Genomic DNA, 13299 nt, shown 5'->3' on the forward strand with positions numbered 1-13299 from the left:
GTTGCTGAATTAGAGATCGGCGCCTGTTTTTATTATCTATAATCTGGAGTATTACAATGTCTCTAAGTGTTGAAGCTAAAGCTCAAATCGTAGCTGATTTCGGTCGTGGTACTAACGACAGCGGTTCTACCGAAGTTCAGGTTGCCCTGCTGACTGCGCAGATCAACCATCTGCAAGGCCACTTCTCCGAGCACAAAAAAGATCACCACAGCCGTCGTGGTCTGCTGCGTATGGTTTCTCAGCGTCGTAAGCTGCTGGACTACCTGAAGCGTAAAGATGTAGCACGTTACACCAGCCTGATCGAGCGTCTGGGTCTGCGTCGCTAATCTAGCAAGTTTCAGTGGAAAGGGGCCTATTTTGGCCCCTTTCTTCTAGGAAGCATAAGCAAATCAGGTTAATGTATTACTGATGTTTCCAAACAGGTTCTTCCGTTACAGAGGTTCGCGCGGCTAATGAGAGGCTTTATCTCCCGCCTGAGATAAGGATTGTCATTAGTCGCGAGGATGTAGTGAGAAGGCAAATCGAGTCACAGGCGTGTCGAGTCGTCAATGCGATTGCGCGCCGTTAATCAAGGATATAATTTTGCTGACACCGATCATTCGCAAATTCCAGTATGGCCAGCATACCGTCACCATCGAAACCGGTATGATGGCGCGTCAGGCCACCGCCGCCGTTATGGTGAGCATGGATGACACCGCCGTATTCGTTACCGTCGTTGGCCAGAAAAAAGCCAAGCCGGGCCAGAGCTTCTTCCCGCTGACGGTGAACTACCAAGAGCGTACCTACGCCGCCGGCCGCATCCCGGGCAGCTTCTTCCGCCGCGAAGGCCGTCCGAGCGAAGGCGAGACCCTGACCTCCCGTTTGATCGACCGTCCGATCCGTCCACTGTTCCCGGACAGCTTCCTGAACGAAGTTCAGGTGATCGCGACCGTAGTTTCCGTTAACCCGCAGGTGAACCCGGACATCGTTGCGATGATCGGCGCCTCTGCCGCCCTGAGCCTGTCCGGTATTCCGTTCAACGGCCCAATCGGCGCCGCGCGCGTAGGTTACATCAACGATCAGTACGTACTGAACCCGACGACCGACGAGCTGAAAGAAAGCCGTCTGGATCTGGTGGTTGCCGGTACCGCCGGCGCGGTGCTGATGGTGGAATCCGAAGCTGACGTGCTGAGCGAAGATCAGATGCTGGGCGCCGTGGTGTTCGGCCACGACCAGCAGCAAGTGGTTATCGAAAACATCAACGCGCTGGTTGCCGAAGCCGGCAAGCCGAAGTGGGATTGGCAGGCGCCTGCGGTCAACGAAGCGCTGCACGCGCGCGTGGCTGAACTGGCCGAAGCTCGCCTGGGCGACGCTTACCACATTACCGAAAAACAAGAGCGTTACGCTCAGGTTGACGCGATCAAAGACAGCGTGGTTGAAACCCTGCTGGCGCAGGACGAAACGCTGGACGCCGGCGAAATCCAGGACATCCTGGGCACCGTCGAGAAGAACGTGGTGCGCAGCCGCGTACTGCGTGGCGAGCCGCGTATCGACGGCCGTGAAAAAGACATGATCCGTGGCCTGGATGTGCGCACCGGCGTACTGCCGCGCACCCACGGTTCCGCGCTGTTCACCCGTGGCGAAACTCAGGCGCTGGTTACCGCGACCCTGGGCACCGCGCGCGACGCACAGAACCTGGACGAGCTGATGGGCGAGAAGACCGACAGCTTCCTGTTCCACTACAACTTCCCTCCGTACTCCGTAGGCGAAACCGGCATGGTCGGTTCTCCTAAGCGTCGTGAAATCGGTCACGGTCGCCTGGCGAAACGCGGCGTATTGGCTATGATGCCTAAACCGGAAGATTTCCCGTACACGGTTCGCGTGGTGTCTGAAATCACCGAATCCAACGGTTCTTCTTCCATGGCTTCCGTGTGCGGCGCGTCTCTGGCGCTGATGGACGCCGGTGTGCCAATCAAGGCTGCCGTTGCGGGTATCGCGATGGGCCTGGTGAAAGAAGCCGACAACTATGTGGTTCTGTCCGACATTCTGGGTGACGAAGATCACCTGGGCGACATGGACTTCAAAGTGGCCGGTAGCCGCGACGGTATCACCGCGCTGCAGATGGACATCAAAATCGAAGGCATCACCCGCGAAATCATGCAGGTGGCTCTGAACCAGGCCAAGGGCGCGCGTCTGCACATCCTGGGCGTAATGGAACAGGCTATCAGCACCCCGCGCGGCGATATCTCCGAATTCGCACCGCGTATTCATACTATCCGCATCAACCCGGATAAAATCAAAGACGTGATCGGTAAGGGCGGTTCCGTTATCCGCGCGCTGACCGAAGAGACTGGCACTACCATCGAAATTGAAGATGATGGTACAGTTAAAATCGCTGCGACCGACGGTGAGAAAGCGAAATTCGCTATCCGTCGCATCGAAGAGATCACGGCAGAGATCGAAGTGGGCCGTATCTACCAGGGTAAAGTGACCCGTATCGTTGATTTCGGCGCATTCGTCGCTATCGGCGGTGGTAAAGAAGGCCTGGTGCACATTTCTCAGATCGCCGACAAGCGCGTTGAGAAAGTGACCGACTATCTGCAGATGGGTCAGGAAGTGCCGGTTAAGGTACTGGAAGTTGACCGTCAGGGCCGCGTGCGTCTGAGCATCAAAGAAGCGATGGCGCCGGAAGCAGGTTCACCTGCGCCTGAAGCAGAATAACTGTATAGATAGTTTTACAGCTCCCCGCCACGGGGTTGGGAGCTGTTCGTATCGCGCGGGTAGGATGCCCGCGTTTTAGCAAACGGAGGACAGGACGTTCATCCAATGTTTGTCTTCGGGAGTGGGAAATGAAGCCTTTCTTGCGCTGGTGTTACGTTGCGACAGCACTCATGCTGGCAGGATGCAGCAACCATGATTGGCGTAAAGACGAAGTTTTGGCAATCCCGTTGCAGCCTACGTTGCAGCAGGAAGTGATCCTGGCGCGCATGGAACAAATTCTTGCCAGCCGGGCACTGACGGATGACGAACGCGCACAGCTTTTATATGAGCGCGGTGTGCTGTATGATAGCCTCGGGTTACGTGCATTAGCGCGCAATGATTTCTCGCAGGCGCTGGCGATACGTCCCGACATGCCGGAAGTTTTCAACTACCTGGGCATTTACTTAACGCAGGCAGGCAATTTTGATGCTGCCTATGAAGCGTTTGATTCTGTACTAGAGCTTGATCCAACTTACAATTACGCGCGTTTAAACCGGGGCATCGCACTGTACTATGGCGGCCGCTTCCCGTTGGCGCAGGATGATCTGCAGGCGTTTTATCAAGACGACCCAAACGATCCCTTCCGTTCGTTATGGCTGTATCTGGTGGAGCGAGAAATCGATCCCAAGAAGGCCGAGGTAGCGCTTCAGCAGCGCTATGACAAAGCGGACAGAGGGCAATGGGGATGGAATATTGTCGAATTCTACCTGGGCAAGATCAGCGAAAAAACGCTGATGGAACGCCTCAAGGCAGATGCAACGGATAACACTTCGCTCGCTGAGCATCTCAGTGAAACTGACTTCTATTTGGGTAAACACTACCTGAGTCTGGGGGACAAGGACACCGCTTCGGCGCTGTTCAAACTGACGGTGTCTAACAACGTTCACAACTTCGTTGAGCACCGCTATGCATTGTTGGAATTGGCGCTTTTGGGCCAAGAGCAAGACGACCTATCGGAATCGGACCAGCAATAGCTGACGAACACCTATCAGCCTGATGAACATTGGTTTTTAACCAAAGTTATCGCCTTAACGGGCGAGGGCTTTTTTGTTCGTTTTATAATCTAATTTGAGCCGGTTCACACTTTTCAATGAAAATGACTGAAAATTTTCTCGACGAGTTATGTAGACTGGCTGCCATTATTAATGAGGCACGTGTACATGACGACTGAGTTTGAAACCTCTTTTGCTGATCTGGGGCTGTCTGCTCCAATCATTTCCGCCCTGAACGATCTGGGCTATGAAAAACCATCTCCGATCCAGGCTGAGTGTATTCCTCACCTGTTGAACGGCCGCGACGTGCTGGGCATGGCACAGACCGGTAGTGGTAAAACTGCAGCGTTCTCGCTGCCGCTGCTGCACAACCTGCAGGCAGACCTGAAAGCGCCTCAGATCCTGGTGCTGGCACCGACCCGCGAACTGGCGGTTCAGGTTGCCGAAGCGATGACCGATTTCTCCAAACACATGAACGGCGTTAACGTGGTAGCCCTGTACGGCGGCCAGCGTTACGACGTGCAGCTGCGCGCTCTGCGCCAGGGCCCGCAAATCGTTGTGGGTACCCCAGGCCGCCTGCTGGACCACCTGAAGCGCGGCACCCTGAACCTCTCCAACCTGAGCGGTCTGGTGCTGGATGAAGCCGACGAAATGCTGCGCATGGGCTTTATCGAAGACGTAGAAACCATCATGGCTGAGATCCCGGCTGAACATCAGACCGCGCTGTTCTCCGCCACCATGCCGGAAGCGATCCGTCGCATCACCCGCCGCTTCATGAAAGAGCCGCAGGAAGTGCGCATCCAGTCCAGCGTCACCACCCGTCCGGACATCAGCCAGAGCTACTGGTCGGTTTACGGCATGCGTAAGAACGAAGCGCTGGTGCGTTTCCTGGAAGCCGAAGACTTTGACGCGGCGATCATCTTCGTTCGTACCAAGAACGCGACCCTGGAAGTGGCCGAAGCGCTGGAGCGCAGCGGTTACAGCAGCGCCGCGCTGAACGGCGACATGAACCAGGCGCTGCGTGAGCAGACCCTGGAGCGCCTGAAAGACGGTCGTCTGGATATCCTGATCGCCACCGACGTTGCGGCCCGTGGCCTGGACGTTGAGCGCATCAGCCTGGTTGTCAACTATGACATCCCGATGGACTCCGAGTCTTACGTTCACCGTATCGGCCGTACCGGTCGTGCGGGCCGCGCCGGCCGCGCGCTGCTGTTCGTGGAAAACCGCGAACGCCGCCTGCTGCGCAACATCGAACGCACCATGAAGCTGACCATCCCGGAAGTGGAGCTGCCGAACGCAGAACTGCTGGGCGAGCGTCGTCTGGCCAAGTTCGCCGCGAAAGTTCAGCAGCAGCTGGAAAGCAGCGATCTGGATCTGTACCGCGCGCTGCTGACCAAACTGCAGCCGGAAGAAGAGCTGGATATGGAAACCCTGGCCGCAGCGCTGCTGAAAATGGCTCAGGGCGAACGTCCGCTGATCCTGCCGCCGGATCCGGTCTTCAAGCCGCGTCAGCGTCGTGAGTTCAACGACCGTGACGATCGCCGCGGCGACCGTCGTGACAGCCGCGACAGCCGTGACGGCGATCGTCCGCGCCGCGAACGTCGTGACGTTGGCGAAATGCAGCTGTACCGCATCGAAGTGGGCCGTGACGATGGCGTAGAAGTCCGTCATATCGTTGGCGCTATCGCTAACGAAGGCGACATCAGCAGCCGTTACATCGGCAACATCAAGCTGTTCGCTTCCCACTCCACCATCGAGCTGCCAAAAGGCATGCCGGGCGAGATCCTGAATCACTTCACTCGCACTCGCATCCTGAACAAGCCGATGAACATGCAGCTGCTGGGCGATGCACAGCCGTTCGAACGTCGCGAGCGTCGTGACGGCGGCAACGGCGGCGAGCGTCGCGGCAACGGTCGTCCGTTCAACGGCGAACGTCGCGAAGGCGGCCCACGTCGTTCCTTCGGCGAACGTCGTGAAGGCGGTAACGGCGGCGAGCGTCGTGGCGGTAACTACAACCGTGACGGCAAGCCGGCGCCACGCCGTGATGACGGCGCACCGGCGGCACCACGTCGTCGTTTCGGCGACGCGTAATCGCCGATTCACCGTTCGCGGTGAGCGCTCTGAAAAACAGCCTGCGGGCTGGTTTTTTTATGCCTGAAAATTGCCGTCAAACGCCCCTGAATGGCGTATCATTCATAAGGTTTTTTCTTACGGATGATATGCACGGGAGATGCCATGAGTTGGCAGCAGTTCAAATCTCAATACCTGGTGCGTTTTTGGGCGCCGCTGCCGGCGGTGATCGCCGCCGGGATCCTCTCTACCTACTACTTCGGCATGACCGGCACCTTCTGGGCGGTGACCGGCGAATTCACGCGCTGGGGCGGCCATGTGCTGCAGTGGTTCGGTCTGCACCCTGAGCAGTGGGGCTATTTCAAGGTGATCGGTTTGCAGGGCACGCCGCTGGAGCGCATCGACGGGCGCATGATCATCGGCATGTTCGCCGGTTGTATCGCCGCCGCGCTGTGGGCCAACAACATCAAGCTGCGTCAACCGCAGCATCGTATTCGCATCGTGCAGGCGCTGCTGGGCGGCATCATCGCCGGTTTCGGCGCGCGCCTGGCGATGGGGTGCAACCTGGCGGCATTCTTCACCGGCATTCCTCAGTTCTCGTTGCACGCCTGGTTTTTCGCGCTGGCGACCGCCGCCGGTTCTTACTTCGGCGCCAAATTCACGCTGCTGCCGATGTTCCGCATCCCGGTCAAATTGCAAAAGGTGAAGGCCGCCGCGCCGCTGACGCAGAAGCCTGAGCAGGCGCGCCGCCGCTTCCGGCTGGGCATGGCCGTCTTCGGCCTGGCGGTGGCCTGGTCGCTGTGGACGCTGTTCGATGCGCCGAAGCTCGGCATCGCCATGCTGTTCGGCATCGGCTTTGGCCTGCTGATCGAGCGCGCGCAGATCTGCTTCACTTCGGCGTTCCGCGATCTGTGGATCACCGGCCGCACTCACATGGCGAAAGCCATCATCATCGGCATGGCGGTGAGCGCCATCGGCATCTTCAGCTATGTGCAGCTCGGCGTGGCGCCGAAGATCATGTGGGCCGGCCCGAATGCGGTGCTGGGCGGTTTGCTGTTCGGCTTCGGCATCGTGCTGGCCGGCGGCTGCGAGACCGGTTGGATGTACCGCGCCGTGGAAGGGCAGGTGCACTACTGGTGGGTGGGGCTGGGCAACATCATCGGCGCTACGCTGCTGGCCTATTACTGGGACGACCTGGCGCCGGCGCTGGCAACCGACTACGACAAGATCAACCTGCTCGATACCTTCGGCCCGATCGGCGGCCTGCTGGTGACTTACCTGCTGCTGGCGCTGGCCTTCGCCGCCATGCTGTGGTGGGAGAAACGCTTTTTCCGCGCCCGGCCTGAGGCGCAGGTGGTGAATTTGAGGAGCATGCCATGAAAGCGACGACGATAGTGCCGGACTACCGGCTGGACATGCTGGGCGAGCCTTGCCCATACCCGGCGGTGGCGACGCTGGAGGCGATGCCGCAGCTGAAGCCGGGGGAAATCCTGGAGGTGATCAGCGATTGCCCGCAGTCGATCAACAACATCCCGCTCGATGCGCGCAACCACGGCTACAAGGTGCTGGATATCCAGCAGGACGGGCCGACCATTCGCTACCTGATCCAGCGTTAACGCCAAGGCGGTGGGGTTCCCACCGCCTCTTCGCTTTTTAGCCCTTCACGATGTCGCCCTTCACGCCGGCGACGATCTCGAACGAACGCAGCCGCGCCTGATGATCGAAAATCTGGCCGTTGACCATGATCTCGTCGGCATCGGTTTCACGCAGCAGCGTTTGCAGCCCGTGGCGCACCGTTTTTTCATCGCCGACGATCGACATCCGCAGCGCCTGCTCGACGCCGTATTGCTCGCCGGCGGTCCACAGCGCGTGAATGTTATCCACCGGCGGCGGCAGCGGGCCGGGCGAACCGCGGCGCAGATTGATGAACTGCTGCTGCATCGAGCTGAACAGGAAGCGTGCGTCACGGTCGCTGTCGGCGGCGATCACGTTGACGCAGACCATGGCGTGCGGCTGCGCCAGCTGTTTGGACGGTTTGAAGTTCTCGCGGTACAGCTGCAGCGCCTGGAACAGCATATCCGGGGCGAAGTGCGAAGCGAAGGCGAACGGCAGGCCGAGCTGCGCCGCCAGCTGCGCGCTATAGAGGCTGGAGCCGAGCAGCCAGAGCGGCACATGCAGCCCCTGGCCCGGCACCGCCTGCACCGGTTGCCCGGGCTGCGCATCGCAGAAGTAGTTTTGCAGTTCCTGCACGTCGCGCGGGAAGGTATCCACGTCGCCGGACAGGTGGCGGCGCAGCGCCATCATGGTGCGCTGATCGGTGCCGGGCGCGCGGCCCAACCCCAAATCGATGCGCCCAGGGTAGAGTGACTCCAGCGTGCCGAATTGTTCGGCGATCACCAGCGGCGCATGGTTCGGCAGCATCACGCCGCCGGAGCCGAGGCGAATGCTCTGGGTGCCGGCGGCCAGATAGCCCAGCAGCACCGAGGTGGCGGCGCTGCCGATGCCGGTCATGTTGTGGTGCTCGGCCAGCCAGTAGCGCCGGTAACCCCAGCGTTCGGCGTGCTGCGCCAAATCCAGCGAACAGTGAAAAGCGTCGCGCGCCTTGGCCCCTTGCGGGATTGGCGATAAATCCAGTACCGAAAGCGGTACGGCAGTGTGTTCAGTCATGACATCGTCCATCAGAGAGTGGATCGCTTAAAGGGCGATTGCAGGAGTCTGCATACTAAAAGGCCGAAAAAAAGATGCTTTTTAGTGTTAAAAGCATAATCCAATTTATAGTTATAAAAGAGGAGATATGTGCTTGTGATATCCTCATGAGTGCAATGGTGTTTTTTGGAGCAATTTGAGACATGGAAATGATTATCCCCGCCCGCCGCTTACCGTTCCGGGAGCTGACATAATGAAAAAAAAGACGCTGTTTACCCTGTTGCTGATGTTGGCGGCGATCGCATTGGCGATCCTGTTCCGCGCGCACAATCAGGATCTGTTGCTGCAGGGTGAAGTGGATGCCCCCGAAGTGATCGTCGCATCCAAGGCGAAAGGCCGGGTCGTTGAACGCCTGATCGAACGCGGCGACGACGTGAAAAGCGGCCAACTGATCATTCAACTCGATAGCCCCGAACTGATGGCGCAACTGCGTTCCGCACAGGCGACGCGCGACGAGGCCAAGGCGCAGCTCGAGCTGTCGCTGCACGGCACCCGTGAAGAGAGCATCCGCAACCTGCGCGCCAACCTGGCGCAGGCCGAGGCGCAGTACCGCAATGCGCAAAACGACTACAACCGGAACCTGAGCGTGGCCGGCAAGGGCTATATCTCGAAGTCCGAGCTGGACGCTTCGCGCCGGTCGCGCGACACCGCCTTCCAGCAGGTGCAGGCCGCCAAGGCCAATCTGGATGAAGGCATCAACGGCGACCGCGTCGAGCAGCGGCAGCAATATGCGGCGGCGCTGCGGGCGGCGGAAGAGAACCTGCTGCAGATCCAGGCGCAGAGCGACGATCTGCAGGTGAAAGCGCCGGTAGACGGCGAAGTGGGGCCGATCCCGGCCGAAGTGGGCGAATTGCTGAACGCCGGCAGCCCGCTGGTGACGTTGATCCGGGTGCCGGACGCCTACTTCGTGTTTAACCTGCGTGAAGACATCCTGGCCCACGTGCGCAAAGGCGACAAGGTCAAGCTGAGGGTGCCGGCGCTGAAGGACAAAATGATCGACACCGAGGTGCGCTACATCGCGCCGCTGGGGGATTACGCCACCAAACGCGCCACCCGCGCCACCGGCGACTTCGACCTGAAAACCTTCGAAGTGCGCCTGTATCCGTCACAGCCGGTGGACGGCCTGCGTCCGGGGATGAGCACCTTATGGCAATGGAAAGAGTAAGGGCCGGCTGGCGCTGCTTCAGTCACGCGTTCGACAAAGAGTGTCGCGTCGCCTTTCGCAGCCCGGTGGTGCACTGGCTGAGCTGGATCTTTCCGCTGATCCTGTTTGCGCTGATCAGCAGCAACTTCTCCGAAGGCACGCTGCTCGATCTGCCGGTCTCAGTGGTGGACAGCGATCACAGCCCGCTGTCCAAATCGCTGACGCGGCGGCTGGACGCCGGTTCGCACGCCCACGTCGAGGCTTACGGCGGCGGGTTGCCGGAGTCGCTGAGCCGCCTGCGCAGCGCGCAGGATTACGCGTTGCTGTATATCCCGCCGGATCTTGAGGCCAACGCGCTGTCGGGCAAACAGCCGAGCGTGGTGATGTACTACAATGCGTTGTTCTACGGCGCCGGGCTGTACTCCACCCAGGACTTTGGCGGCCTGATGAACGAAATCAACGCCAGCACCCGCAGCATCATCGCCACCGAGATGGGCAAGACGCTGCCGCCGTTGGCGGACGTGACGCTCTCCTACGGCAGCCTGTTCAACGCCAGCGGCAGCTATATCTATTACCAGCAGTTCGCCGCCACCATCCATCTGCTGCAGCTGTTCGCGGTGACCTGCATGATCTACGTGCTGGCGCGCAGCAAGTCGCTGCTGCAGGCCAAGCCGTTCAGCCTGGCGCTGCTCGGCAAGCTGGCGCCGTACACGCTGTGTTTCACCACCCTGCTGATGGTCGAGATCGCGGCGCTGGTGGGCATCTTTGACGCCCGCGTCAGCGGTAATCCTCTGTTTATGCTGATGATCGGCCTGTTCTACGTGATGGCGGCGCAGAGCATCGGCCTGCTGCTGTACACCTTTACCGGCAGTACCATCACCGCGTACAGCCTGATCGGTATTTTGGTCAGTATCGCGATGACCTTCTCCGGCATGGCGGTGCCTGAGCTGTCGATGCCGCTGCCGGCGCGCATCATTTCCAACATCGAACCGCTGACCCACGCGCTGTACGCGATGTTTGACGTGTTCCTGCGACAGGTGCACGCCAGCGCCATCTTCAGCGTGTGCGCGCTGCTGGCGGTCTATCCGCTGGTGGCCGCGCTGCTGGTGCGCAATCGCCTGCCGGCGCGGCTGGAAAAAGAGGGGAACGCCGGATGAAGCTCTATTGGCAAACCTTCGTTAAAGTGCTGCTCGGCATGCTGGAGCGGCCGGTGTGGCTGATGCTGATCCTGTCGCTGTGCATCATGAGCCTGGTGTACGCCAACCGCACGGTCTGGGATCTGCCGGTGGGGGTGGTCGATCAGGATCACAGCACCGCCAGCCGGCAGCTGATCCGCCAGCTGGACGCCACGTCCAAGATAGCGATTGAAACCTACGACAGCCTGGAACAGGCGCAGCGCGATCTCAGCTGGCGCAAGCTGTTTGCGGTGATCATCATGCCGGTGGATCTGGAGAAGAAGATCCTCAGCGGGCAGAACATCGTGGTGCCGGTCTACGGCGACGCCACCAACCGCCTGGCCAACGGCCAGATCCAACAAGACGTGGTGGCGGCCTATCAGCAGCTGCTGACGGAGTACAACAACGGGCTGCTGCTGCGCAGCGGCTTCAGCGAACGGCAGGCGCAGATACTGCTGACGCCGATACTGGGACAAACGCTGGACGTGTTCAACCCCGGCATCAGCTTTGCGGCGATCATCTTCCCCGGTCTGTTGGTGATGCTGTTGCAGCACTCGTTGCTGATCGCCTGTATCCGCGTCAATATCGCCATGAAGAGCATGCCCGGCGGCAAAGCGCCGCTGGCGGCGCACCTCGGCGGGCTGACGGCGCTGCTGCCGATCTGGCTGTTCCTGTCGATCGTGCTGTTCGTGCTGTGGCCGTGGGTATTGGGCTATAGGCAGACGGCGAACATCGCCGAACTGCTGCTGCTGACCTTCCCGTTCCTGCTGGCGGTATTGGGGCTGGGCAAGCTGGTGACCGAGTGCCTGCGCAGCGTCGAGATGATCTACCTGACGCTGGCGTTCATCACTACGCCGGTCTTCTACCTGTCCGGCACCATCTGGCCGCTGCAGTCGATGCCGGCCTGGGTGCGCGCCATCTCGTACAGCATTCCCTCCACCTGGGGCACCAAGGCGATCGCCGGCGTCAACCAAATGGGGCTGTCGCTGAATGAAGTGTGGGGCGACGTGGTGATGATGCTGATACTCGGCGTGGTCTACACCCTGCTGGGCTTCGGCGTGGCCTTCTTACGCAACAGCGTGGCGCTGCGCGGGATGTTCAGGAAGCGGCGGGCGTAAGGGGGAGGCATTGATGCCTTTCCCGGTGACGTCAAAAGATAATTAATCCAATGGGTTATTGCGTTATCCCCGCGGCCGGCGGGGATAACGCAAAGCGACCACAACCCGGCAATCGGGTTTCGGCCGCGCATAAACTCTCCTCGCTAACGACACGCAGCAACCCCTTCTTGAAATTCGGTCTGGCCCGCCGACAATCACGCCTGTTTGTGTTGCAGTGGTATGTTCTCTTTTTGATAAGGCTATTCCTAATTCTTTCAACCTTATCATCCCTAAAAAATAACCATTCGACTATTTAGCCAAAAGTGATATTTGCCGGGATAGAACATTGCTTATCCAATTTTAATTGTTATATTTCTATTTCGCCCAAAATGATTAAGTTTTCTTAATTGTTTATGTGTGTGATGAACTCCTCGGGATTTACGATCTTAGCGTGCGGAAATCATTAATTGTAGGATAATTAAATGGATTGCTCGCTCATAGTCATGAGATTGGTCTGTAAACGGGATGTTTCAGATAGGTGCCGTTATGTAACAAATATGAAGGAGCATGATGTATGACGGGTAAATTAAGCGTTCAAACGGTTCTGTTTGAATATCATGGACAAAAATATAAGGTCTTCCTGGCATGCGATAAACGGCATGTTGGGTGCAACGAATTAAATCCGTTGTATTTTTTAGATGCCAACAGACACTTTGAGACCCTAATTAAGGCGAGTTATCACGGTGATGATGTATCCCCTGTGCTTTATATTGGAATCGGTTATCAGGAGGGGGTCGATATTAAGGCGGCTCGCACATTCGACTATACGGTGAGCGATGGCAGCGAGCGCTTTAAAGACGGGGGCGGAGCGGAGCAATTTTATCGATTTATTCAGGATGTCGTCAAACCGTGGGTCGAATGTCGTTTTAAGGTCAATAAGCAAATGCAAACGCTGGCGGGGCATTCGTTTGGCGGGCATTTCACCTTATACGTGGCGTTTCATCATCAAACGGCTTTTCAGCGCTATGTTGCCGCCAGTCCCGCGCTCTGGTGGGCGAATGGCGCGGTGCTGCCCGAAGGCGACGTTAAGCTTGCCGCAAGCATTGATTGGTTATCGCTGCTATTAGGCAGCCGCGAGGAGCGGGCGGAGCCGGACAGTACCGATCTTGAGAAAGAGATCTTCCAGCGCATAGAGGATAACCCAAGGTTGAATGTCAGGAATCTGGCGTCGCAGTTGGTGAAAGACGGCGAGCGCTGCAGCTTCGAGTTTCTTCCCGGGCGCAAACATCCGGCGGTGGCAAAAGATTATGCACGCATAGCGAATTTCGTTGCGAGCCAAAAACCACTGCCAACAGGGCTGTGACAGGAGAGGTTAA

12 protein-coding genes are annotated in these 13299 nt (G+C 58.6%); 11 read left to right on the forward strand and 1 reads right to left on the reverse strand.

What is annotated here, in order from left to right:
• The first annotated feature begins 56 nt into the window (after positions 1-56).
• The 7 genes from rpsO to yedF all read left to right on the forward strand — a co-directional run bounded on the left by rpsO (position 57) and on the right by yedF (position 7417).
• A complete protein-coding gene (rpsO, locus tag ITX55_RS06155) occupies positions 57-326 on the forward strand; it encodes a 30S ribosomal protein S15 (RefSeq protein ID WP_004933502.1) in 270 nt (89 codons plus the stop codon).
• 256 nt (positions 327-582) lie between these two features.
• The gene (gene pnp, locus ITX55_RS06160; protein ID WP_016929321.1) at positions 583-2700 is read left to right on the forward strand and encodes a polyribonucleotide nucleotidyltransferase; all 2118 of its coding nucleotides are present in this window, start codon (positions 583-585) and stop codon (positions 2698-2700) included.
• A gap of 128 nt (positions 2701-2828) precedes the next feature.
• Positions 2829-3713: a lipoprotein NlpI gene (gene nlpI, locus ITX55_RS06165; protein WP_004933495.1), complete on the forward strand. Its 885-nt coding sequence runs from the start codon at positions 2829-2831 to the stop codon at positions 3711-3713.
• A 122-nt stretch (positions 3714-3835) separates the two neighbouring features.
• Entirely contained in the window at positions 3836-3910 is a 75-nt protein-coding gene (gene yrbN, locus ITX55_RS24180; protein WP_223182019.1) for a protein YrbN, read from the forward strand.
• The gene (locus tag ITX55_RS06175) at positions 3900-5822 is read left to right on the forward strand and encodes a DEAD/DEAH family ATP-dependent RNA helicase (RefSeq protein ID WP_033641661.1); all 1923 of its coding nucleotides are present in this window, start codon (positions 3900-3902) and stop codon (positions 5820-5822) included. Before yrbN ends, ITX55_RS06175 begins: the two co-directional genes overlap by 11 nt.
• 144 nt (positions 5823-5966) lie before the next feature.
• Positions 5967-7181 (forward strand): selenium metabolism membrane protein YedE/FdhT, encoded by a 1215-nt coding sequence (gene yedE, locus ITX55_RS06180; protein WP_016929320.1) that lies wholly within the window; start codon positions 5967-5969, stop codon positions 7179-7181.
• The gene (gene yedF, locus ITX55_RS06185; RefSeq protein WP_033641662.1) at positions 7178-7417 is read left to right on the forward strand and encodes a sulfurtransferase-like selenium metabolism protein YedF; all 240 of its coding nucleotides are present in this window, start codon (positions 7178-7180) and stop codon (positions 7415-7417) included. Before yedE ends, yedF begins: the two co-directional genes overlap by 4 nt.
• A gap of 37 nt (positions 7418-7454) precedes the next feature.
• On the opposite strand, the gene ITX55_RS06190 is transcribed toward yedF, so the two are convergent.
• Positions 7455-8468 (reverse strand): LLM class flavin-dependent oxidoreductase, encoded by a 1014-nt coding sequence (locus ITX55_RS06190; protein ID WP_072626611.1) that lies wholly within the window; start codon positions 8466-8468, stop codon positions 7455-7457.
• 232 nt (positions 8469-8700) lie between these two features.
• On the opposite strand from ITX55_RS06190, the gene ITX55_RS06195 reads away from it, so the two are divergent.
• The 4 genes from ITX55_RS06195 (at position 8701) to ITX55_RS06210 (ending at position 13286) form a co-directional block, all read left to right on the forward strand.
• Positions 8701-9672, forward strand: a complete 972-nt coding sequence (locus ITX55_RS06195) for an HlyD family secretion protein (protein ID WP_033638900.1) — start codon at positions 8701-8703, stop codon at positions 9670-9672.
• Positions 9654-10808: an ABC transporter permease gene (locus tag ITX55_RS06200; protein WP_033651473.1), complete on the forward strand. Its 1155-nt coding sequence runs from the start codon at positions 9654-9656 to the stop codon at positions 10806-10808. The genes ITX55_RS06195 and ITX55_RS06200 overlap by 19 nt, the downstream gene beginning before the upstream one ends.
• On the forward strand, positions 10805-11944 hold the full coding sequence (locus ITX55_RS06205; RefSeq protein WP_016929316.1) for an ABC transporter permease: 1140 nt from the start codon (positions 10805-10807) through the stop codon (positions 11942-11944). Before ITX55_RS06200 ends, ITX55_RS06205 begins: the two co-directional genes overlap by 4 nt.
• A 553-nt stretch (positions 11945-12497) precedes the next feature.
• A complete protein-coding gene (locus ITX55_RS06210) occupies positions 12498-13286 on the forward strand; it encodes an alpha/beta hydrolase (RefSeq protein ID WP_108680090.1) in 789 nt (262 codons plus the stop codon).
• Positions 13287-13299: the final 13 nt, after the last annotated feature.

The organism is Serratia sp. EWG9 (assembly GCF_019913725.1).
In the GTDB taxonomy this organism is placed as follows: Bacteria; Pseudomonadota; Gammaproteobacteria; order Enterobacterales; family Enterobacteriaceae; genus Serratia; species Serratia ureilytica.

Excerpts from the sequence above, each read along its gene's own strand:
- rpsO (WP_004933502.1), top strand. The coding sequence starts at position 57 with ATGTCTCTAAGTGTTGAAGCTAAAGCTCAAATCGTAGCTGATTTCGGT.
- nlpI (WP_004933495.1), top strand. The coding sequence starts at position 2,829 with ATGAAGCCTTTCTTGCGCTGGTGTTACGTTGCGACAGCACTCATGCTG.
- ITX55_RS06175 (WP_033641661.1), top strand. The coding sequence starts at position 3,900 with ATGACGACTGAGTTTGAAACCTCTTTTGCTGATCTGGGGCTGTCTGCT.
- yedE (WP_016929320.1), top strand. The coding sequence starts at position 5,967 with ATGAGTTGGCAGCAGTTCAAATCTCAATACCTGGTGCGTTTTTGGGCG.
- yedF (WP_033641662.1), top strand. The coding sequence starts at position 7,178 with ATGAAAGCGACGACGATAGTGCCGGACTACCGGCTGGACATGCTGGGC.
- ITX55_RS06190 (WP_072626611.1), bottom strand. The coding sequence starts at position 8,468 with ATGACTGAACACACTGCCGTACCGCTTTCGGTACTGGATTTATCGCCA.
- ITX55_RS06195 (WP_033638900.1), top strand. The coding sequence starts at position 8,701 with ATGAAAAAAAAGACGCTGTTTACCCTGTTGCTGATGTTGGCGGCGATC.
- ITX55_RS06200 (WP_033651473.1), top strand. The coding sequence starts at position 9,654 with ATGGCAATGGAAAGAGTAAGGGCCGGCTGGCGCTGCTTCAGTCACGCG.
- ITX55_RS06205 (WP_016929316.1), top strand. The coding sequence starts at position 10,805 with ATGAAGCTCTATTGGCAAACCTTCGTTAAAGTGCTGCTCGGCATGCTG.
- ITX55_RS06210 (WP_108680090.1), top strand. The coding sequence starts at position 12,498 with ATGACGGGTAAATTAAGCGTTCAAACGGTTCTGTTTGAATATCATGGA.